Source organism: Gordonia sp. ABKF26 (genome assembly GCF_041103195.1).
Taxonomy (GTDB): domain Bacteria; phylum Actinomycetota; class Actinomycetes; order Mycobacteriales; family Mycobacteriaceae; genus Gordonia; species Gordonia terrae.
In genome coordinates this window covers 327352-347714 of sequence record NZ_JBGCVZ010000003.1, presented here as the reverse complement: position 1 = coordinate 347714, position 20363 = coordinate 327352, and the positions used below count along the sequence as shown (strand labels likewise).

Genomic DNA, 20363 nt, shown 5'->3' with positions numbered 1-20363 from the left:
TCAGAAATCGATCCGGTGAATTCACCGGCTACTCGGGCGGTGTCTGAATTGTCCGCTAGTGTTTAGCGATGCTCACAGGCACGCGCGGTAATCGATGGCTGGTGCGTCTCTCGGTGACGGCACTTGTGCTGGCGGTGGCCGCAGGTTTGGCGATCGTCGCCCCCGGTCCGTCGCAGGCGGCGCCCGTGGTGAACCCCAAGGCCGGAAAGCTCGTCGCGCAGGCCGACTTCCAGGTCAAACGAGACGGTTTCTCGTTCGAGAACTGGGGGCCGAACGACGCTCTGCACACTCGTGGTTTGAGCATCGAGGGCATGCGGGCGGTCTTCGGTGACGAGGTCTGCGCCCGAATCGTGTTCGGAGTCTGTTCGCCGACGACGGTTGCCGAGCTCGTCCAGCAGGAATTCAACGAGTCGATGGCGGGCGGGCACTGCTTCGGGATGGCCGCCCTGGCCGGACTGTATGCCACCAAGCGGTTGAACCCGTTCCCGCTGGCGATGCCGTGGCAGTCCGTCTACAGCATCGGCCCGTCGGCGCCGCTCGACGAACTCATCGCGCGGATGTTCATCACCCAGGGCTTCCCGCCCACCGACCTCCTCGAGTCAGAGGTCACCGTCACAGAGGCGCTGTCCCGACTGCGCTCGGCGTGGGCGCGCAACGACAACTACGTCCTGGCGATCTACACCGATGAGGAGCAGAGCGCCGGGCACGCCATCAACCCGATCGCCATCCGCGACCTCGGGCAGGGCAAGCGCGGCATCGTCGTCTACGACAACAACTTCCCCGGCGTGGAGAAGATGATCGTCGTCGACCCGGCTGCCAACAGCTGGTACTACTCGACGGCCACCAACCCGTCCGAGCCGACACTGTTGTTCCAGGGGTCGCCGGCCAACAAGATGATGCTTGTTCCGCTGGCACCGATCCTGGCACGTCATCAGGATCCGGAGCTGCGTAACGACGAGACGGTCGTGATGGTGTCGGACAACAACGGCGGTGCACGCGGTGTCGGCGACGTCGACTGGGACGTGCGGGTCACCGATCCCGCCGGTCGTGCGATCCCGGGTGTCGACAAGAAGATCTTGTTCAACAACGACAACTCCGTCACGTTCACGGTGCCCGCGAACCGGAAGTTCCGGATCGTCGTGGACGGGGTGGAAGCGGGTCGGACCGCGGACATCGACGCCACAGTGCTCAGCGCGGGCGGCGTGGTCGCGATGGGTGATCTCGAGGTGCCCGCGGGTGCGGTCGCGGTCATCGACGCCGATCCGGCCCGGCACGGGATGCGGGTGACCTCGTCGGCACCGTCGACCGCGGAGTTCGAAGTCGCGACCGAGAATTCGCTGCGATCACTGTCGACCGAGACCACGCAGTTGGCGATCGGCCCGGGCTCGGCGGTCTCGGTGGGGGCCACCTCTCCGTCGGGAGTGACCGTTCGATCCGAAGGACGGGCACAGCGGCTCCGACTGGAGGTCGAACGCAGCGACACCTTCACCGATCGCGTCGCGGTCAGCCCGACGTCGATCTCGCTGCCCGCGGGCGCGACGGTCACGGTGCCGGTGAATCTGTGGCCCGGGTTCGGACCGCTGCCGGCGACCCTGCGTAGCGGCGCGTCGATCACGCCTGTACCGCTGAGCGTGCGGTGACGGCCACGTCGCGTCGCGTCCGCATCGCACTGGGGGTCGTCGTCGCCGGCGTGTTGGGACTGTCCGCGTGCTCCACGGGAACCACGCCGACCCCGACCCCCAGCAGCAGTGCCACAGCCGCCCCGGTCGAGTACCTCGACGAGGTGACCGTCCACCGGTTCGACTACCCGACGCCGGACGATGGTGACTCCGAACAGAATTGGGCCGAGCTGTACCTGCCCGCGGGTGAGCAACGGGTCGACACGATCCCGCTGGTGGTCCTCATCCACGGCGGTGCCTGGCAGAGCGCCCTCGGGGCCGACGTCTTCGAGCCGCTGGCACGAGACCTGGCCGATCGGGGCATGGCCGTGTACAACATCGAATACCGCCGCGTCGGATCGGGCGGTGGTTGGCCGACGACGTTCCGGGACGTCGCGAGCGCCCTGGACCACGTCGTCGTGGTGGACCGGCAGTTCCCGCAGATCGACACCGACGACGAGCTGGTTGTCGGGCACAGTGCCGGAGCGCAACTCGCGGTCTGGGGCGGCACCCGGCACAAACTGGACGACGACGAGGTCGGTGCGCGGCCGCTGTTTCGCCCGACGCGGGTCGTCTCGCTCGCCGGTCCACTCGACATGACCTATGCGGCCACGCATGGCGACGACCGGATCGTGACCGCCCTCGGCGGCACCCCGGCGCAGGTCCCGCAGCGGTACACGATGGTCGATCCCATCCAGAACATCGATCCCGACACCCCCGTGGTCGCCGTTCACGGAACCGCCGATCGGATGGTCGCGCCGGCCAATTCGCAACGCTACGTCGCCGCCGTCGTGCGTGACGGCGGAGACGCCGAGGCCGTTCTCATCCGTGGCGGCAACCACGGGTCGGTGGTCACCTCGACTGCGCCCGAGTACCCGCGGGTCCTCGACATCATCTCCGGAGCGTCGGCGGCGGATGTGCAGGACGTGGCCTGAGCTGGTCGTCGGCACCGGGACCGACGTGCCTCCGGGTCGACTCAGAGGGTCACGAGACTCGCTGCGGGCGTGTACTTCTCCCGCTTGATCCGCCGGGGCGGCATGCGTCGTCGCTTGAGGGCCCGGACCCCCGCCTCGACCATCGCGGGCGGGCCGCAGAGGTATGCCGAGTGGTTGCGGCAGGAGTCGAAGTCGGCCATCATCGCGTCACCGACGTAACCGGTACGGCCGCTCCACTCTTCGCGGCTGAGGCAGGGCGTGTACCGGACATTCGGGTGCTCGGTCTCGAGTGCGCGCCAGAAGTCGACGTCGTACAGCTCGGCCTCGGTGCGGACGCCGTGGTAGACGTGGATCTCACGATCGGGGTCGGCGTCGAGTGCTGCTCTCGCGATCGACTTCAGCGGCGCGAGACCGGTTCCCCCGGCGAGCAGGATGAGCCCGACGTCGGGTTCGCCCGGCTGATGGCAGAAGTCGCCCCACGGTCCCGTCATGGACACCGCCGCCCCGACCGTCAGGGAATCGAAGATCCACCGGTCGGTGGCGAGACCGTCTGGCTGCCTTCGGACGTGGAACTCGAGAGTGTCGGATTCGCTGGGCGGGTTGGCCATCGAGTACGGCCGGGTCTGGCCGGTGCCCGGGATCGACAACTCGACGTATTGGCCGGCCGTGAACTCGAACGGTTCGTCGAGTGACACCGTGATGGACACGGTGTCATCGGCCACCGCGGTGATCGAACCGACCGTTCCGGCGACATCGCGCAACAGGTGATGGCGCTCGCCGCACTCGGCGGCGGGCGGTTCGACGGCGATGTCGGTGATGGGTGTCGACTGACACGACAGCACGTATCCCTGCTGCTGCTCGGCGTCGGACAGGACACTGTCGGGGGCAGGCGGGGCGGTCACCATGCCGTCGATCACCCGGACCTTGCAGGTGCCGCAGGTGCCCTGGTTGCAGGAGTTGGGAATCCACACCCCCTGGCGCAACAGGGCATCGAGAACTCGCTGTCGGTCACCGCAGGTCACCGAGGTGTTGCCGGCGTCGATTCGGAAGGCCGTCGGGCCGGGCCGGGTCGTCGGGTCGGACACGTCACACCTCCCACACCGTGTGCAGTGACGTCGGCCCGCGGAAACCCCAACCCCAGAACTCGACGTCGCTGCTGTTGTCGCGCTCGAGGTTCGGGATGGACTCGAACAGCTCTTCGAGTCCGATCCGGCACACGTGATTGGCGAAGTAGATTCCTGCGCAGGCGTGGTTGCCGGCACCGAATGCGAGATGCGGCAACGGCGGTCGGGTGATGTCGTAGTCCGACGGTGCCTCGTAGACGGAGTGGTCATGATTGGCCGAACCGTACGACATCAGGACCACTGAGCCCTCCGGTAGGTCGACGCCCGCGACCTCGACGTCCTTCGTACTGATCCGGGCCGTGGCCGACCAGATCGGTGACGTCCACCGCATGCCCTCCGAGATCGCGCGCGGGATCAGGTTCGGCTCGTCGACGACCTGCTCGAATTGGTCCGGCCGGCTGAAGAGGCCGACCAGTGTGGAGGCCATGGCGTGGCCAGGCTCCTGCATCGCTCCGAGGAGGTACACGTACAGCGTCGGGTAGATGTAGTCGCGGTCGCGCGTCTGTCCCTCGGGCATACCGTCGTGCAACCAGTGGGAGATCGCGCTGTCGTCGGGATTCTCGATCCAGTTGTCGATCAGCGGATTGACGATCGACTGGATCTCCAGCTTCGCGGCGTCGGCCTCGGCGAAGCCGTCCGGGTTGGTGAACTCGCCGTTCTCGTCGACTCCCGCGTTGGTGAACGACGCCGACAGTTTGTGGAACCATTCGCGCAACTTGTCCGAACTCACCGACTGAAGGCCGAGAAGGTCGCCGAGCGCGCGCACGCTGACGGGTTCGCAGTACTGGCCGACGAGTTCGGCGCGCCCCACGTCCTCGAAGTCGCTCAGGTACCGGCGGGCGATCGGCCGGACGAGGTCGTCGATCCACCGGTCGACCTCCTGGGGTTGCAGGGCTGGATCGACCATCGACCGTAGGTCGTCGTGGATCGCACCGTTCACCCCGATCACTGCCGGGTGTCCGAAGGTACGGCCGCCGGCCTTGGTGATCACCGCCTCGAAGTCGGGGCTGGTGGCGATCGACCGGCAGATGTCCGCGGTCGTCGCGACGTACGACCCGAGAACCGGGACATAGGCGAGCGGCGCCTCGGCGCGAAGCCGTTCGTAGACGGGGTAGGGGTTGCGTTCGAGTTCGGTCATCGTGATGTCGTCGATCCACGACATGGTGCTGGTCATGGGTTCCTCCGCTGTGTTCGTCTCGAGAGCCGGGGGCGGCGGCCGGCAGGTTGTCGGCGACCCGGTGCGAGGTGACATTAGGGACCGCCGACCGGGCGGTCGATACGCTTCGCGCGTCGGCGGCACCGATCGCGCGGCAATGTGATCGCAGTCTCCGAACCGGGTGGCGAGTGTCGTGTGTCACCGGGTTGAATCGAGATGCACGACCCTGCGCGACCGGAGTACGAGGAAGAAGTCCATGCGGAGCACGACATCGACCAGCGACTGGGAGACGGCGCATCGTGCCGTCGAAGAGGTGTACTTCCCGCATGAGCTGACCGCGCTGTCGTCGCCGGATCAGCTGAATCTGAACCTGCAGACCGTCGAGCTGGGACCGGTCACGATCGGCAAGCTCAACTGGGGAACCGACGTCTCCATCTCCTGCGACTACCCGGGTGCCTACGAGATCAACATCCCGATCCGCGGTGTCCTGGACTCGCGCGCCGGGTCGGTGGAGACGACGTCGGAGGAAGGCAAGGCCACGGTCTTCACCGCGGATCGCCCGTCGACGATCACCCGGTGGTCCGCGGACTGTGTCGTGGTCGGGGTGAAGTTCGACGCCGACTACCTCGAATGCGAGGCCGACCGGGTCCGGGCGTCGGCGCTGCGTTCACAGTTGCGGCTGCCCGATCAGCTGGATCTCGCCGGACCCGACCAGCAGGCGTGGTTCGGGCTCGTGCGCGCGTTGTCGGCCCAGGTGCGCGAACCCGCCGACCTCCTGTCGAACCCACTGGTCGGACCGCAGCTGGCGAGCGCGATCAGCAGCGCGTTCCTCCTCGCTGTCTCTCCGGAAGAGGCGGGGACCGGTCTGCGCCCGCGGATGGTCAAGCGTGTGCTCGACGCATTGCATGACGATCCGGGACGCGACTGGCGTCTGGCGGACATGGCCGAACTGGGCGGCTCGAGCCTCCGGCGGCTGCAGGAGGGCTTCGCCGAACACGTCGGTGCGAGTCCGACCCAGACGCTACGGGACATCCGACTCGACCGGGCTCACCACGACCTCACCGAAGCGGACAACACCGACACGGTGGCCGAAGTTGCTGCGCGATGGGGCTTTTCGAGCCCCAGTCGGCTGGCGGCCGCGTACAAGAAGCGCTACGGCATCCCGCCGTCGGAACACCGTCGGCGGTAGGCATTCCGGGGGTACCGCTCGAATCTGTGCCGGAACTTCGCAGTTCAGACCACGCGGCGACGCCGATCGGTTAGTTTCCGCACTGCGTGATTCCGACGGACCCATCGAAAGGCGCGGCCATGAAACGTCGCCATGCTCTGCTTGCCACCCTCATCAGTGTCACGCTGGCACTCTCCGGGGGAGGGGTGGCGGCCGCCGCGCCGAACCCTTTGGGCGCATTGGATTTCGGATCGCTGGGCGGGCCGGAGGCGGGTGGATGTTCCGCACAGCTGTTGTACAACGACGAACTGTTCGGTCCGAAGATTCTGGCGACCGATGCCCCGGTGGGTCCGCAGTTGAGGGGTTACGACCGGCTCGCGGGTCTGAGTCCGAGCGAGTTCCTGCAGACGTATCGGAAAGGGGACAAGTGGGACTATCCGGACCACGACGGATACACGCTGAACCCCGACGGGTCCGCCAAGAAGTCGCTGACCACCCTCAACCCGAACAAGCGGATAGATCGCTATGGTCCCGCCAATGGTCGCTTCCTGGCCCCCGCGGGCACGCACTACAAGAGGCGGGCGCTTCCGCCGGAGAACCTCGTCGACAAAGACAACCCTCAGTTCTGCAACTACCACGTGTACGTGGTCATGCGCTCGGTGAAGGTGTGGACCGGACGTATCGCCAAGGGCTTCGGTCAGCCGGGCGGCGGCATTCAATATCAGATCGACCAGCAGCTCCTCGATCCCGGGTTGATCGAGGACCATCGCGGATGTTTCAACGAGACAGGCGGTTTCGTCAACACCCAGTGGTTGCTGTGTTCGGGTGTGCTCGAGAGCGTCTTCCCCGGATGACGTCGGGCGCCGACGACCAGCTCGACCCCGAGATGCGCAGCCGGATAGCCGATCTCGCGGCGACGATGTCGGCGGAGCCGTCCGATGTGCCTCGCCTGGGTCACATCCTCGACGACGCGACGCCCTCGTGCGTGCGCGACTCGGACGGTGTGTGGCACTTGATCATTCGCGAACGCGGCACGGTGATGTTCGACCGGCAGTCCAGCGATCCAGAGGAGTTCCTGAGCTGGGTTGCGGTGGCGATCGCCGAAGCGGCGTCGTATCGGCTGCACTCGCCCGGCGCGCCCGACTATCTGCGCCGGATCTGGGCGGAGCAGTATCGGATGCTGACCGCGGCCGACCCGGGGTGGGCCCGTACGTGGCTGGAGCGGACCCGGAAGAGGTTGGTCGACCAGGGAGCCGACGATCGTGAACTGGCGCAACTGCCGGGCGGGCACCACGGCTGAGACGAGGCCGGGAATCGGCGTCCACCGGTGTGGGCGGCGTAGCGGTGCAGGTTCGCTATCCCGGTCTCGAAGAGACGATCGTAGTCACCACGGCTGGTCGAGCCAGACTCATACTCGTTCGACATTGCGGCACGGCCTTTTCAGTCCGGTCTACGCGGGGGTCCACTCGAGTCCGAGGAGCGTCAGGGCGCGGGCCAATTGTGGATCCGCGGCGTCGATGGGGCAGTGATCGACAACGTCGATGTGGGGGCTGATGTCGGGGTCGGCGGCGCGTTCATAGAGCGCCCACATGCGCAGCTGGTCGCCGTGTCGGGAGTCGAACTCGATCCCGTCGACCGCTGCATGGCCGTGGTCGGTGAGGGCGTAAATCCAGCGGGAGATGGCCTGGGTGAGCCCGCGGGGCCGGCCGTCCCGCAACGCGGCGGTGTCGAGGTCATCGAGCCCGTAGCGGATCGCGAGCGGCCGAAACACCGTCCGGAGGGTGGCGAGGCTGTCCGGGTCGGCGGGCACCGCGAACCGTCCGGTCAGGGTGCCGTGACCGATCATCCGTAGATCGCACCACGATCGCGGAACGTGGCCGGGCGGCAGCGCGGGGTAGTCCTGCTCGTCTTCCTCGTCGACGACGATGTCGTCGAGCTCGGCGATCAGTTGTGGGCTGGGTCGGGCGAAGGCGAGGACTTCGAGGTAGCAGGCCAGGGGAGTGTCGGCGCAGTACAAGGTGCGCCACACCCCCGTCGGGGTCGTCCCAGCGGCCGGCGAAGCGGTCGTCGGTGGCGTACTCCCATGGTGTCCACTCCCACGGGCTGGGCGCGTATCCGACTCGATATATGGGCGTGGCAGTCCGGATGCTGGTGGTGATCGGGCCGTGCGGGGTGCTGATCGTCGAAGGCTGTGGTTGGTTCATCCCACCGCGGCGAATTGGCGGGCGGCGGCGAGTACTTGCGGTCCGACGTCGGCGAGCTCGCCGTCGCGCAACAGCAATGCCGGCGCCCGGTCGTCGAGGACCGGGTTGAGGCCCTGGAACCAGGCTTGTGCGACGGCGGGGGTGTCGCGTTCGGTGATCAGGCGGGCGGCGCGGTAGGCGATCCGGAGCCGTTCGACGTCCTCGGGGTTGGCGATGGTGCGGGTGCCGTCAGCCCATTGCCGCACCGCCCGGGTCTCGCTCACCCGACCCAGGTAGGCGACCAGCCGCGCGCCGAGCAGATCTCGCAACGCAGCCACCAGTTCGGGCTGCGACATACGAGCCGCCTCGGCGTAGGCAGCTAGTGTTCTGAGTCATTAATTCGTGTGCAGTAGTGGGCGATGGAGTCGAGGATCTGGTCAGCGGTCTTGACCCACACGTAGGGGCGGGGGTTGTCGTTCCAGGTCTCGATCCATGCTCTGATGTCGGCGTTGAGCGCTCTCACGGTGCGGTGGGGGGAGCGTTGGAGCTTCTTGGTGGTCAGTTCGGCGAACCAGCGTTCGACGAGGTTCATCCAGGATGAGCTCGTCGGGGTGAAGTGGACAACGAATCGTGGGTGCGAGGTCAGCCATCGTTTGACCGCGGGCGTCTTGTGGGTAGAGGCGTTGTCCATGACCAGGTGGACGTCGAGCTCGTCGGGCACCTCGGCGTCGATCTTGCGGAGAAACCCGATGAATTCTGTTGCCCGATGCCGTGAGTGAAGCGAACCGATCACTTTTCCCGACGCGATGTCCAACGCCGCGTACAGACTGGAGGTGCCGTTGCGCACATAGTCGTGGCTGGCCCGTTGCGGGGTGCCCGGGAGCATGGGAAAGATCGGCTGGGTGCGATCGAGAGCTTGGATCTGGGTCTTCTCGTCAACGCAAAGCACCAGGGCACGTTCGGGTGGGTTCATATAGAGCCCGACGACATCGCGGACCTTCTCGGTGAACAAGGGATCTCTCGACAGCTTCCACGAATCCTGTTTGTGCGGAGCCAATCCGAACGCCCGCCACACACGCGACACGGTTGACTGTGACATGTCGAGATGCTCGGCCATCGCCCGCGTCGACCAGTGTGTCGCATTCTTCGGAGTGGTCTCGAGAGTCGCGGTGATCAAGTTTTTGATCTGCTCGTCGTCGACGGTGCGAGGTCGCCCAGGCCGGGGTTCGTCGAGCAACCCCTCGCAGCGGTGCTCGACGAACCGGCCTCGCCAGCGCCGCACGGTACTGCGATTGAGGCCGAGTCGTTGTGCCACTTCAGTATTCGAACCGCCATCAGCGGCGGCGAGAACGATTCGTGAGCGCATCGCCAAACCCGAGGCCGTCGTTCGCCGACGCGCCCACCCTTCGAGCTCACGGCGCTCGTCATCAGTCAGAACAATATCCACTGCTCGCGGACCCCGGGTTGCCATTCCCTAGCCTAACAACCGAACGGAAATTAATGACTCAGGACACTAGGTGGGGTTCGCCGCGCTACATTCCAGTGATGACCGCACTTGAGCGCGGTCTTCCCGTTACGGCAACGTCGAACACACTCGTGAGCTGTCGTGGCTGAATCTATTGGCGATGGGCGGTTCGAGGCCGGGCTCGAGCACCTGCACCGCTACGTCGCGGTGTACGGCACCAGCAACGCCCGCCGGCGCGATGTCATTGACGGATTCGCGATCGGCACCTGGGTGCAGAGCCGCAGCGCTGACTACCGCAAGGGCCGGTTGTCGGCCGAGCGGATCGAACGGCTCGAGACCGAGTTCCCGGACTGGCGGTGGACCATCCGGACTAATCAGGGATGCGTCAATGCATCGCGACCGTAAGATGGCGAGCAGCCACCGCTCACGGAAGCGGAGCTTGAGAAACTGTTCCTCGCACTGGCCTAAACAGTCGGCCAACCTAGTACTACCGCGAGTCGTAGCGACTTGAATCGCCCCGGGTTTGCTGGAGGCTCGGTTAGTTGGTTCCAGCGTTTGCGGGGACCGGGTTCTCACGGTAGCTGGTGACGGTTTGGGTCGACCAGTAGGCGCTCTCGTACTCGACGGGTGGGACGTGTCCGATCTCGCCGTGCAGGCGGCGGTGGTTGAACCATTCGACGTACTCAGCGACGGCGATCTCGACCTCGCCCACACCTGCCCAGCCGCCTCGCGGGCGCATCACGGGGTTACGGATGCATTCGGCTTTGAACAGCGAGTTGAACGCCTCAGCCATCGCGTTGTCGTATGAATCCCCTTTGGAGCCAACAGATGTCACCGCTTCGGCTTCGGCCAGTCGTTCGGTGTAGCGGATGGCTCGGTATTGCACTCCGCGGTCGGAGTGGTGGATCAGCCCGGCCACGTCGTGGCCGGCACGCGACCGTGCCCACAATCCCATGTTCAGGGCGTCGAGGGCGAGGTCGGTGTGCATGGTGGTCGAGACCTGCCAGCCGACGACCATCCGCGAGAACACGTCCAGGACGAACGCCGCGTACACCCAGCCCGAGTGGGTGCGGATGTAGGTCAGGTCCGCCACCCACAACGCGTTCGGTGCCGCCGCGGTGAACTGACGGTTGACCCGGTCAGCCGGCCGGGGTGTTTCAGCTCCCTCGCTGCGCGTGGTCTTGCGTGTCTTGAGTCTCGCTATCCCTTGCAGCCCATCGGCTTTCATCAATCGCTCGACGGTGCAGCGGGCAGCACTATGGCCCTGTCTGCGCAATTGGGCATGCACCTTGCGGGCACCGTAGACGCCGAGGTTGTCGGCATGCACCGCGCGGACCTGGGTAAGGAGCTCCCGGTCACGCACCACACGAGGCGCCTCGGTCTTCTGGGGGCTCAGGTGGGCTCGTACCGTGGACGGAGCGATCTGGGCGGACGTATCGCGCAATGCCGCACAGATCGGATCGACTCCGTGTTCATCGCGGTGAGCCGCGACGAACTCCACGATCAGCGCTGTGGGCGGTCGATCTCCGCCGCAAAGAAAGCCGAAGCCTGCTTCAAGATCGTGTTCGCTCGCCGCAGTTCACGGTTCTCCCGCTCCAACGCCGCGATGCGGTCAGCGTCCTCACTCGTGGTGCCCGGGCGGACCCCGCCGTCGATCTCGGCCTGACGAACCCAATTGCGCAACGCCTCGGGATGGACTCCGAGCTGATCGGCGATCCGCTTGATCGCACCTCTCGACGAATCGGGATCTCGTCGCGCTTCACATGCCATCCGGGTGGCCCGGTCCTTGAGTTCCTCACTGTACTTGCGTGGTGCTGCCATGCTCTCCATCCTTCACAGGTTCGAGAGCCTCCGACAGACCCGGGGCGGTTCAACTGTAGCCAGGACGGAAGGAAGAGAGCTGCACATTCGAGGGAGCTCGCCGCCCTCCCCTCCAATCCTGTGAGAACAGTGCTGCCGGTGACCGTTATGGTTCAGCCGCTGTGTACGAGCCTGATGCTGCAGCGCCGCGACTGGTGGGCGGGCATTCCGCTCGGCCTGACCCTCGCGGTCAAGCCGGTCCTTGCGGTGTTGTTTTCCTGTCGCTACTGAACCGGCAGTGGAAGGCCGAGCGTTTGCAGTTCCAGCCCTGTTGACCGTCGCAGCCTGACCGCTGGCGGTGGATCGCCGAACGTGGTCGCGTACCTCGCAGAGTTGGCGGCGCGCAGAACGGAGACGCGTGCGGCGTCAGTCTGACCGCGTGAAGTTGGCGAAGAAGTCATCGATTGTTGATACGTCGGCATAACGTCGAAAGTGAGCAACGTCGACCTTGACGAAAACACCGCTAGAGGTGAAGTACGTTTGCTCATCGAACGATCCGGCGGCCGCGATGTGCAGTAGGCGATCCGACTCGTGGTCAATCCAGGCAGTGAGACGTATGGGAGTGTGCAGCGGGACCGGCCGGCGGTATTCGACGGTCAGGGTGCGGGTCACCGCGGGGGTCCGCGCGATCCACAGGGTGAAACCCATGATGTCGTCGCAGGCGGCCGAGATCGCGCCACCGTGCGCCAACCCGGGCGCGCCGAGGTGTTTCTCGTCGAAGGTGTGATCGGCGTACACCCGCTCGCCGCTCCGGTAGACCTCAAGTTGAAGTCCGTGGGGGTTGCTGCTTCCGCAGCCCATGCATTGGGACGAGTGTGCCGGCAGTCTTGCTTCGGGGGTCATCTCTGATCGTTGTCCTTAACTCAGCCCGCCACCTACGCAACAGGGTGCGGGGGGATCGATGAGGTGTGGGGAACCGGTCCCGAACACGGTCTGTGCTCACCACTATAGGTAATACTGCGAGTACCTGATACTGTCCATTACGCACACGCGAATGGAGTGGCGCACACCACACGCACTAGGGGGGGGAGATGGCCATCACCACCGGCACCGGCGTCAACCGTCTGCTAGACGGCGCTGCCACTTTTGGTAACACCGTCGGCTTGGCTGGTCAGGCCCTGCGGTGGGTAGCAGTAGACATTGCTACAGGACGATTTCCGTTTCGCGAAGCCGTATCGCAGACCTGGTTCGTCATCGTCGTGACAACTCTGCCGGCGATTCTGGTAGCTGTGCCATTCGGTGTCATCGTGTCAGTACAGGTGGGTAGCCTCACTCAGCAAGTTGGGGCCACGTCAATAGCTGGCGCCGCTGGCGGCCTCGGGATCATTCAACAGGGAGCGCCCATCGTTACCGCCCTCCTACTCGGGGGCGCGGCCGGATCAGCGATTGCCTCTGATTTGGGTGCTCGAACGATTCGCGAAGAAATTGCTGCCATGGAGACACTCGGACTCAATCCGATCAGGCGAGTCGTAGCGCCCCGGTTCGTATCTGTGTTGATCACCGCGCCGCTGCTCTGCATGCTAATCGTCTTCACCGGGCTGCTGGCGGGCTACGCCATCAGCGTCGACGTCCAAGGCATCACACCAGGCAGCTACGTCGCCTCGTTCGCTTCGTTCGCATCGATAACAGACATCGTTGTCGCTCTATGCAAATCGCTGGTGTTCGGACTTGTAGTGGTGACGATTGCTTGTCACCGCGGCCTGTCGACGAAAGGCGGCCCTAAAGGCGTCGCAACCTCAGTAAATGCCACCGTAGTACTGGGCGTCGTCGCATGCTTCGTGATCAATGTCTTTATCACGCAATTAACAACCATGTTCGTCCCCCAAACTATTGGATGAGAAACGCCTCGTGACCACCGTTCCCTCCCGGAGGTTCTCCGCCGCCACCCGCCCTGTCGAAGCCGTGATCGCGCCAGTTGTACACGTACCTGAACGCTTGGGGCACGTCGCGACCTTTGTGATCGCCGCGGTCCTCGGCATCCGCCATGTGATCACCACCTACCGACGCCAAACCCTGCTCTACATACAAGAATTCGCCTGGGGCAGAGGTGCAGTCTTGGTCGGTGGTGGAACGGCCATCGTCCTCGCCATCCTCGGCATCGCCGTCGGCGCCTCAATCGGTATCCAGGGTTACGCCTCGCTGGACCTCGTAGGGATGGGTTCACTGACGGGGTTCATCTCTTCCTATGCCAACACCCGAGAGCTTGCGCCAATGATCGCGGCGATCGGGTTCGCAGCACAAGCCGGCTGCCGGTTGACAGCTGAGATCGGCTCCATGCGCATTTCCGAGGAGATCGACGCTCTCGAGGCTATGGCGGTACGTCCTATTCCATTCGTCGTCAGCACTCGCGTAGTTGCGTCGATCACGACCGTGATTCCTTTGTACATCGTCGCGCTCATTCTCGGATTCGGGGCCGCCAAACTCGTCGTCACACAAGTTCACGGCCAATCCGGCGGCACTTACGATTTCTATTTCGACCAGTTCCTCAAACCTCAGGATCTTGCCTTCTCGCTTATCAAAGTTCTTGTATTTGTCATTTCTGTAGTGATTATCCATAGCTATCAGGGCTACTTCGCCACGGGCGGAGCTGAGGGGGTGGGTCGAGCGTCCGGTCGAGCGATCCGCACGAGCCTCATAGTCATCGTCGTGGAGGACATGATCTTGACCCTTCTGATGTGGGGATTCGATTCCGGCGTACGGATTTCAGGGTAGGGGGTTCAGTGGCTGTCTTTCATGATCCGTCCGGACGCGAGCCGTCGCACGGGAACCTGGCCCTTCGGGGGGTCGCCCTATTGATCCTCGGCGCGATAGCTGCCTACTTACTGATAAGTGACGCTAACGGCGACTTCAGCGATCACACGTCGTTGACCATCAACACCGACGCGATAGGCGACGGGTTGAAGGGGGGATCGGAGGTGAAGTACCTTGGGTTCACCGTGGGGGAGGTCTCGAGCATCGCGGTTCGAGACCGTGGCGCGGCGGTCAAAATCAACCTCACCGGTTCCGGTAACGACCTAGTTCTCCGGCAGGGCATGACGGTGAACTACACCTCGTCAAACGCATTGGGACCAACTGCACTGGAGATCGTAGATCCTGGACAAGGACCACCCATCGGTTCCGGCGGGAGTGTCTACGTGAGCAGGTTGCAATCTGAACAGACCTCGGTGTCAACGCTTGTTCGCAAGATCTCCACGCTGGTCGAGGCACTGGACCAGCCCTCATTTGAAGCGGTAGTGAGGTTCATCGTTGAGGACTCGCAGGCAATGGCTGATAGCGGAAGACTCGTTTTCCAGATTGCGCAACTCACGCGGGATGTCCAGAAACGGCCGGTCGGGGAGGACCTAGAAATTGCGGCTAACCTGTCCACCGGAGTCGCCGACTTCATGACGCCGTTTGTCCCTGGCGTCTTGAAGAACGTCGATATCGCTGACTTTTTCGCCACCCAACAAAACATCGACCGCACGAAGAGTAATCTCGGCGACACGGGAAAGGTTCTGTTCGGTGGGCTCGGCGGCCTGCTCGATAAGAATTACCCAGCCCTGAGTTCGCTGTTAGACGTCGGCCTTGACCTAGCGCGGCCCGTCGCCAGATCCGCCTCGGGGCTAGTTCGCACGGTGTACACGATCCCGCAGATCCTCGATGGCATCGACAAAGCCTTGCCGAAATTCAACGAACGGGTCCAGCTCCAGCTAGCGCTGGTGGTCCAGACGTCGCCTGCCCTACAAGGCGCATTGAGAATGGGGGGTGCCACTCGATGACTCTGAGGTCGCTAACACCCACAATCATTAAAATCGTCGCGTTCATCGCTCTCATCGGAGTCCTTTCATATGTCATCATCGCGATTCTGCAGCCGACCAACGAAGGATCACCCAGTTCGCAGCGTTCCGCGGTGTTTGCCGACGCTTCCGGACTCAAGCCCCGCGACGGGGTACGACTCGCTGGAGTGAAAGTGGGATATGTAACGGCTGTCGATCTCGAGGGCTCAACAGCGATCGTCCGTTTCCAACTGGATGACGGTGTCGCGATTACCCCCGCGACGACTGCCGCTGTGCGTTACCAAAATCTGCTGGGGCAGCGGTATGTGGAACTTATCAATGCCGGACAAGGCGCCGACCAGGACTCGATCACACAGGTGGCACTCGAGAAGACCGTCCCGTCCTTCGACGTATCGACACTATTCAACAGTTTCAAACCAGTATTCGATACATTGAATACTGCGGAAATCAACGAGCTTCAGTCGAACCTTCTACGGGTTGCCCAGGGAGACGGTCGAGGTATCGCACCAGTCATGAAGCAAGTCGCGAACATCACTGATTACGGGAACCAGCGTTCAGAGATCATCACCAATATTGTGACGAGCCTGGGGCAGGTGTCCGACCAGTTGATGGGGCGCTCCGCTGAACTGGTTGAGTTGATAGACAAATTGGGGTCAATCGTCGATGCGTTCAGCCGCGTGAGCGATCGACTGCGGGCCTCGCTGCGAGAGGTCAACCGTTCGATGGCAAAGACTGTACTCGCCGGTGAGCAGATCGAGTCGACCTACGACACCAGCTTCGCGGCTATCTTTCAGAGATTAGTGCGGGAGCCAGGGGATACAGAAGGCCTACTGAATGGTGCCGTTCTCCTGAAGCCGCTCCTGGACGCCCTGGCCGCAACATCCAACGCGACTCCCCCGCCCTCGGCGGCAGGGTGTACCCGAGGGGTGCTCGACCTACCGAGAACAGTGCAGATCGCCCTGATGGGTCAACGACTGGTGGTGTGCCAATGACCCGTTTCTTCGGCAAGCGTCCGCATCACCGCCCGCAGCGTCGGCGGGACCTCATCCTGGCGGGGGTCGTAACTATGGTCACGGTGGCCGGTCTCGTCGCCGCCGGAGCTGTGTATATCTCGCCGCCCGGACAAACTATCTACAGCGCTGAGTTAGTCAACACCGGCGGATTGGAAGCTGGCGACCAGGTACGTATCGCCGGGATCAGGAAAGGCAAGGTAGCGTCGGTCGACCTGACCGGAACGTTCATCACCGTGCGGTTCCGGCTGGACGACTCGATTGCCGTTCGGTCGGACGCGACGGCGAACGTCCGTCTCATCACCCCTATCGGTGGACGCGTATTGGACCTCGACCCAGGCTCAGGCCCATCGGCCATTGACGGCGCGATCCCACTGGTGCAGACAGGCAGCACCTATGATATTTCCAGCACCCTGGAGACATCTACACCGGTCTTCCGTGACGTGCGTGGTGTTGATCTACGGCGCACGGCGGCGTTGCTACAGGATGCCTTTTCCGACGGAAACACCAACATCCCAAACGCCCTTCAAAACGCGAGCAGCCTGATGGACTTGCTGGAGCGTCAGTACGCACAACTCGACAAGACGGTGGCTTTGTCCGACGAGTATGTCGCCGCCCTCGCCAACCGCAAGCAGGTACTCGTGGACTTCCTCCGCCAGCTCAGCTTCCTTGCCCGCACCCTTGGACCAGACATCGCCAACGTCCAGAGCGGGTTCGATTATCTACGTCGTCTTTTTAAGTTGCTGACCCGGCCGCTTGTCGCGTACCGCGACGGTATAGAACCATCGGTACAGCAGTTTAAGATCCTTCTAAACAAGGTGTCAGCCCAGATGCCCGCCTACCAAGACGCGCTGGCCCAGGTCGATCAGATCACCAGAAGACTGAGCATTCTCCTCAATGCTCCGCAGGTCGGACCTGCGAGTCATGAACCGACCGTCCGCGTCTGTATCCCGATTGGTGATAACAAATGTTGACGGAGCGGATGCGTCGGCATCTGATCCCGATCGCCACCATTGTCACACTGGCAGTAGTGATCGGGGGCGTCGGAATCGACTATGCGACACCCGACGACGACACGCGATCACTATGTGCGGAGTTTTCTGACGCATCAGGTCTGTACGAAGGCAATTCCGTCGCGATGCTCGGCAAGAAGGTGGGCAGCGTCGTAAGCATCCACGAGGAGGGACAGAAAGGTGTGCGTGTCGATATGCGGATCGACAAGACCGTGCCACTTCCCGCAGATGTGGGTGCGACCCTGGTGTCCACCTCGATTGTCACCGAACGACAAATCGAGTTCACCCAGCCCTATCGTGGCGGAGAATATTACAAGTCGGCTGAGTGTATCCCACTGGAAAAGACCAAGACCCCACTGGGGATTAGTCAAACACTCGACGCGATAAGCACTCTTTCAGACGAACTCGTCAAGGACGACGGACGTAACACGGATGCGATTCTTCAGGCACTTACACTCGTCTCGAAAAACATGGAAGGGACCCAGGGTGATATATCCGGCATTCTCCAGGACTCGGCCACGCTAATCAACGATCCGACCCGGCGTGATAGCCAGATACGCAGGATTGTCGCCAATCTCGCCACCTTAACCGGTGTTGCCACCGAAAACAGTACTGAGGTGACCCAGCTATTCGACAACTTCGTAGGCGCAATTGAGGTGATTGTTGCTTTCGGTCAAACATTCGGCGCCGCAACAGAGTACGCAGGCACCTTCGTCCCTATCCTGTCGCGCCTATCGTCTGACTTCGGGCCACCTATTTTCTCACTTGGAGATGCTGCGGTTCCTCTCCTCTCGCAAGCGGGCAAGCAAGAAAACATACTTGCGTCCGTCGCCGCTCGAACAGCTGACCTCATCGTTGAGCATCCAGATGCGAAGTCGATCCTGCGGGCATTCGCAATATCTGTACCACTGCAGGCCCTCAAGAACGCGTGCGCTCCTCCTTCCGTCAAGGACGTTTGCGCGACGGGTAACGAAGCGGCGACGATCGCCAACTTGATCGGAGGGCAATCTCGATGATGATCTACGGCTACCTCCGCCGCGTCACGGCCGCGATCGTGACGCTGTTCGTAGCGACTATCGCCCTCGCCGCCTGCAGCATCAGTGCTGACAACCCGCCGACCATCGGTGGATCACACGCCCGAGACGGCTACGACATCGAGATCGAGTTCACGAGTGCTCTGAACTTGCCTGCCCGTGCCAAAGTCCTCTCTCGAGGGATTGACGTCGGTACCGTCACCAGCGTCGCTTACGACGGAGGCCACGCGCTGGTTGCCGCCCGAATCAACGGAGACGCTCAACTGCCTGAAGATTCGCGCGCAGAACTCCGCCAAGACACTCTCCTGGGCGAGATTTACGTGGCCATCCTTCCCCCTGCACAGCAGTCCACCCAAGGCTTGCTGCGCGCGGGATCGGTAATACCTCTCTCACGCACCGCACCGGCTGCCAACGTCGAGGACGTGATGCGGGGTATGGCTAACGTATTGGGCGGGGGTGAACTCGATAAAATCCATACCGCGATATCGACGCTGAACTCGACTTTTCCGAGTGACCCCGCCGAGTTCGATGCGCTCTACCGCACGACCTTGCGCACCGTGTCTGAGGTGTCTGCCAACACCGACAAACTCGACGTAATCCTGCAGTCGGCCGATCGCACACTCAAAGTGATCCTGGCCGACCCGTCAGGTACAGACCGAATGTTGACCAAGGGGGGAGTGAACTTTTATGGTCTGGGCTACTCGCTAATTGACGTAGCGCTACTCATCGCTAATCTGCGCGACTTCGCGGTATCCGCAGGCCGTATCGTCGATCCTGAGTATTCCCGCATCAAGGAAACGGTGGGCGCGATCGCGCCAGTGGTCGCGTCCATCGCGCACTCAGACATCTACTCCAAAGATGTCTCCGACAAGGCGGCTCGTGTAATACGCGAAAAGCTCATCCCATTCGTAAGCTCCCCAGATATCAACGTCTCCGATGTGTCTATCGATGGCCGAGAACTGGCGCGGCGTGATGCCGAGTCGTTCATAACCGTATTGCGAGCGATCGGAATGATGCCATGATCCGCAGCACCCTCGTATCGCTGGTTGCCCTTGTCCTCGTTCTCCTCGTCGGAGCGACATACTTGATCATCGACGTGGCACGGGTAAACCCGTTCCGCACCGACTACGCGATCTCGGCCATACTCGAGAGCTCGGGCGGCCTTCTAGACACATCACCGGTAATGCTAGAGGGGGTGCCGGTGGGAAAGGTGACATCAATTCGCGTCACAGGTAATCAGCTCGCCGTCGACATGTCCATCGACTCCGATTATAAGATTCCTCGCGATAGTATCATGACGATTCAGAACCTCTCGGTCGCGGGAGAACAATACATCAATTTCATCCCACCGGGCACAACCACCAGTGAGTACTTGCGTAGTGGGGACCTAGTGCCCGCCGGCGCCATCCACGTGTCCCAATCCGTTCCCCAGGTACTCCCGAAAATGTCGGCAGTGGCGGACGCGCTCGATCCAGCATCGATTCAGTCCATCAACGAAACGATCTCGGCGGCAGTCGACGGCCGGCAAAAGGACCTCGACACGATCGGAGACATGATGCACCGCCTCGTGGACTTCGTCGGTGACGACGGTGCCGTCCGTACCACTGCGGACAATGCCGAGTTCCTCCTGGGCCTTATGTCGAACGTGGGCGGTGTGCTCAGCACCGCGTCGGTCCGGACCCCGGATGCCGTCGACGGTTTGGCGAGGATCCAACGTGCGTTCATCGTTTTCACTTCTACGTCCTACGACAAATGGCCACCGATCCTGAAGCTAGTGGAGAAGCTCAGCGGCTACATCCAGATACTCCAGCCCGATATTGTCGCCATTACCCGCGCGGTGAAGCCGGCGACGGCGAAAGTCGCAGACACATACATCGACTTCGGATCGATCGGTGATCTTCTGGCTCGAACATTCCCAGCGTCACATCGGGGGCAGGCGCAGATTCCGATCGCCGTCACGCCATCACCTCGCTGACGCCCG

At 63.0% G+C, this 20363-nt stretch carries 22 protein-coding genes and 1 other annotated feature; of the genes, 15 read left to right on the top strand and 7 right to left on the bottom strand.

Translation table 11 applies throughout. From position 1 onward, the window contains the following. The first annotated feature begins 68 nt into the window (after window positions 1-68). Both AB4Z55_RS02085 and AB4Z55_RS02080 read left to right on the top strand, forming a co-directional pair. Window positions 69-1640, top strand: a complete 1572-nt coding sequence (locus tag AB4Z55_RS02085; RefSeq protein ID WP_101820401.1) for a hypothetical protein — start codon at window positions 69-71, stop codon at window positions 1638-1640. After that, complete coding sequence (locus AB4Z55_RS02080; RefSeq protein ID WP_101820400.1) at window positions 1637-2593, top strand: S9 family peptidase; 957 nt, start codon at window positions 1637-1639, stop codon at window positions 2591-2593. The genes AB4Z55_RS02085 and AB4Z55_RS02080 overlap by 4 nt, the downstream gene beginning before the upstream one ends. Before the next feature lie 41 nt (window positions 2594-2634). Here AB4Z55_RS02080 and AB4Z55_RS02075 read toward each other — a convergent pair whose 3' ends face one another. Beyond that, on the bottom strand, window positions 2635-3678 hold the full coding sequence (locus AB4Z55_RS02075) for a 2Fe-2S iron-sulfur cluster-binding protein (protein ID WP_369519014.1): 1044 nt from the start codon (window positions 3676-3678) through the stop codon (window positions 2635-2637). A gap of 1 nt (window position 3679) precedes the next feature. Beyond that, window positions 3680-4891 (bottom strand): cytochrome P450, encoded by a 1212-nt coding sequence (locus tag AB4Z55_RS02070; protein WP_101820398.1) that lies wholly within the window; start codon window positions 4889-4891, stop codon window positions 3680-3682. A gap of 238 nt (window positions 4892-5129) precedes the next feature. Between AB4Z55_RS02070 and AB4Z55_RS02065 the strand changes: the two genes are divergently transcribed. The 3 genes from AB4Z55_RS02065 to AB4Z55_RS02055 all read left to right on the top strand — a co-directional run bounded on the left by AB4Z55_RS02065 (window position 5130) and on the right by AB4Z55_RS02055 (window position 7341). Continuing rightward, a complete protein-coding gene (locus AB4Z55_RS02065; protein WP_101820397.1) occupies window positions 5130-6062 on the top strand; it encodes an AraC family transcriptional regulator in 933 nt (310 codons plus the stop codon). 119 nt (window positions 6063-6181) lie between these two features. Beyond that, the gene (locus tag AB4Z55_RS02060) at window positions 6182-6895 is read left to right on the top strand and encodes a TNT domain-containing protein (RefSeq protein WP_004020848.1); all 714 of its coding nucleotides are present in this window, start codon (window positions 6182-6184) and stop codon (window positions 6893-6895) included. Continuing rightward, window positions 6892-7341 carry an Imm63 family immunity protein gene (locus AB4Z55_RS02055; protein ID WP_004020847.1) on the top strand — a complete coding sequence of 150 codons (450 nt, stop codon included), beginning with the start codon at window positions 6892-6894 and terminating at the stop codon, window positions 7339-7341. The genes AB4Z55_RS02060 and AB4Z55_RS02055 overlap by 4 nt, the downstream gene beginning before the upstream one ends. Before the next feature lie 150 nt (window positions 7342-7491). On the opposite strand, the gene AB4Z55_RS02050 is transcribed toward AB4Z55_RS02055, so the two are convergent. The 3 genes from AB4Z55_RS02050 to AB4Z55_RS02040 all read right to left on the bottom strand — a co-directional run bounded on the left by AB4Z55_RS02050 (window position 7492) and on the right by AB4Z55_RS02040 (window position 9695). After that, complete coding sequence (locus AB4Z55_RS02050; protein ID WP_231896066.1) at window positions 7492-8070, bottom strand: RES domain-containing protein; 579 nt, start codon at window positions 8068-8070, stop codon at window positions 7492-7494. 171 nt (window positions 8071-8241) lie between these two features. Further along, window positions 8242-8580 (bottom strand): hypothetical protein, encoded by a 339-nt coding sequence (locus AB4Z55_RS02045; RefSeq protein ID WP_033204248.1) that lies wholly within the window; start codon window positions 8578-8580, stop codon window positions 8242-8244. A 23-nt stretch (window positions 8581-8603) separates the two neighbouring features. Next, window positions 8604-9695, bottom strand: a complete 1092-nt coding sequence (locus AB4Z55_RS02040; protein WP_068884350.1) for an IS630 family transposase — start codon at window positions 9693-9695, stop codon at window positions 8604-8606. Window positions 9696-9830: 135 nt separating this feature from the next. On the opposite strand from AB4Z55_RS02040, the gene AB4Z55_RS02035 reads away from it, so the two are divergent. After that, entirely contained in the window at window positions 9831-10094 is a 264-nt protein-coding gene (locus AB4Z55_RS02035) for a helicase associated domain-containing protein (protein ID WP_004022477.1), read from the top strand. 133 nt (window positions 10095-10227) lie between these two features. On the opposite strand, the gene AB4Z55_RS02030 is transcribed toward AB4Z55_RS02035, so the two are convergent. Beyond that, a protein-coding gene (locus AB4Z55_RS02030; protein WP_085949824.1) for an IS3 family transposase occupies window positions 10228-11510 on the bottom strand; the annotation gives its coding sequence in 2 pieces (ribosomal slippage) (window positions 10228-11222 and window positions 11222-11510; 1284 coding nt in all). Further along, window positions 11104-11232 (bottom strand) — a sequence feature (AL1L pseudoknot). Its footprint overlaps the gene before it by 129 nt. Window positions 11511-11648: 138 nt before the next feature. Here AB4Z55_RS02030 and AB4Z55_RS02025 point away from each other — a divergent pair. Next, window positions 11649-11780 carry a hypothetical protein gene (locus AB4Z55_RS02025; protein ID WP_369519013.1) on the top strand — a complete coding sequence of 44 codons (132 nt, stop codon included), beginning with the start codon at window positions 11649-11651 and terminating at the stop codon, window positions 11778-11780. A gap of 135 nt (window positions 11781-11915) precedes the next feature. Here the strand turns inward: AB4Z55_RS02025 and AB4Z55_RS02020 are convergent, their stop codons facing one another. After that, on the bottom strand, window positions 11916-12392 hold the full coding sequence (locus AB4Z55_RS02020) for a PaaI family thioesterase (protein WP_004023289.1): 477 nt from the start codon (window positions 12390-12392) through the stop codon (window positions 11916-11918). Between the two features lie 260 nt (window positions 12393-12652). On the opposite strand from AB4Z55_RS02020, the gene AB4Z55_RS02015 reads away from it, so the two are divergent. The 8 genes from AB4Z55_RS02015 to AB4Z55_RS01980 are packed head-to-tail and all read left to right on the top strand — an operon-like array spanning window position 12653 to window position 20357. Next, window positions 12653-13387 carry an ABC transporter permease gene (locus tag AB4Z55_RS02015; protein WP_033206584.1) on the top strand — a complete coding sequence of 245 codons (735 nt, stop codon included), beginning with the start codon at window positions 12653-12655 and terminating at the stop codon, window positions 13385-13387. Between the two features lie 10 nt (window positions 13388-13397). Then, window positions 13398-14261: an ABC transporter permease gene (locus AB4Z55_RS02010; protein WP_014928961.1), complete on the top strand. Its 864-nt coding sequence runs from the start codon at window positions 13398-13400 to the stop codon at window positions 14259-14261. An 8-nt stretch (window positions 14262-14269) separates the two neighbouring features. Then, window positions 14270-15307, top strand: a complete 1038-nt coding sequence (locus AB4Z55_RS02005) for an MlaD family protein (RefSeq protein WP_238422768.1) — start codon at window positions 14270-14272, stop codon at window positions 15305-15307. Next, window positions 15304-16317: an MlaD family protein gene (locus tag AB4Z55_RS02000; protein ID WP_238422769.1), complete on the top strand. Its 1014-nt coding sequence runs from the start codon at window positions 15304-15306 to the stop codon at window positions 16315-16317. The genes AB4Z55_RS02005 and AB4Z55_RS02000 overlap by 4 nt, the downstream gene beginning before the upstream one ends. Then, a complete protein-coding gene (locus AB4Z55_RS01995) occupies window positions 16314-17309 on the top strand; it encodes an MlaD family protein (RefSeq protein WP_238422770.1) in 996 nt (331 codons plus the stop codon). Before AB4Z55_RS02000 ends, AB4Z55_RS01995 begins: the two co-directional genes overlap by 4 nt. Continuing rightward, on the top strand, window positions 17303-18364 hold the full coding sequence (locus AB4Z55_RS01990; RefSeq protein WP_064572172.1) for an MlaD family protein: 1062 nt from the start codon (window positions 17303-17305) through the stop codon (window positions 18362-18364). Before AB4Z55_RS01995 ends, AB4Z55_RS01990 begins: the two co-directional genes overlap by 7 nt. After that, entirely contained in the window at window positions 18361-19404 is a 1044-nt protein-coding gene (locus tag AB4Z55_RS01985; RefSeq protein WP_064572167.1) for an MlaD family protein, read from the top strand. The genes AB4Z55_RS01990 and AB4Z55_RS01985 overlap by 4 nt, the downstream gene beginning before the upstream one ends. Further along, entirely contained in the window at window positions 19401-20357 is a 957-nt protein-coding gene (locus tag AB4Z55_RS01980) for an MlaD family protein (protein ID WP_064572168.1), read from the top strand. The genes AB4Z55_RS01985 and AB4Z55_RS01980 overlap by 4 nt, the downstream gene beginning before the upstream one ends. Window positions 20358-20363: the final 6 nt, after the last annotated feature.

Excerpts from the sequence above, each read along its gene's own strand:
- AB4Z55_RS02085 (WP_101820401.1), top strand. The coding sequence starts at position 69 with ATGCTCACAGGCACGCGCGGTAATCGATGGCTGGTGCGTCTCTCGGTG.
- AB4Z55_RS02070 (WP_101820398.1), bottom strand. The coding sequence starts at position 4,891 with ATGACCAGCACCATGTCGTGGATCGACGACATCACGATGACCGAACTC.
- AB4Z55_RS02065 (WP_101820397.1), top strand. The coding sequence starts at position 5,130 with ATGCGGAGCACGACATCGACCAGCGACTGGGAGACGGCGCATCGTGCC.
- AB4Z55_RS02060 (WP_004020848.1), top strand. The coding sequence starts at position 6,182 with ATGAAACGTCGCCATGCTCTGCTTGCCACCCTCATCAGTGTCACGCTG.
- AB4Z55_RS02055 (WP_004020847.1), top strand. The coding sequence starts at position 6,892 with ATGACGTCGGGCGCCGACGACCAGCTCGACCCCGAGATGCGCAGCCGG.
- AB4Z55_RS02045 (WP_033204248.1), bottom strand. The coding sequence starts at position 8,580 with ATGTCGCAGCCCGAACTGGTGGCTGCGTTGCGAGATCTGCTCGGCGCG.
- AB4Z55_RS02040 (WP_068884350.1), bottom strand. The coding sequence starts at position 9,695 with ATGGCAACCCGGGGTCCGCGAGCAGTGGATATTGTTCTGACTGATGAC.
- AB4Z55_RS02020 (WP_004023289.1), bottom strand. The coding sequence starts at position 12,392 with ATGACCCCCGAAGCAAGACTGCCGGCACACTCGTCCCAATGCATGGGC.
- AB4Z55_RS02000 (WP_238422769.1), top strand. The coding sequence starts at position 15,304 with ATGACTCTGAGGTCGCTAACACCCACAATCATTAAAATCGTCGCGTTC.
- AB4Z55_RS01995 (WP_238422770.1), top strand. The coding sequence starts at position 16,314 with ATGACCCGTTTCTTCGGCAAGCGTCCGCATCACCGCCCGCAGCGTCGG.
- AB4Z55_RS01990 (WP_064572172.1), top strand. The coding sequence starts at position 17,303 with ATGTTGACGGAGCGGATGCGTCGGCATCTGATCCCGATCGCCACCATT.
- AB4Z55_RS01985 (WP_064572167.1), top strand. The coding sequence starts at position 18,361 with ATGATGATCTACGGCTACCTCCGCCGCGTCACGGCCGCGATCGTGACG.
- AB4Z55_RS01980 (WP_064572168.1), top strand. The coding sequence starts at position 19,401 with ATGATCCGCAGCACCCTCGTATCGCTGGTTGCCCTTGTCCTCGTTCTC.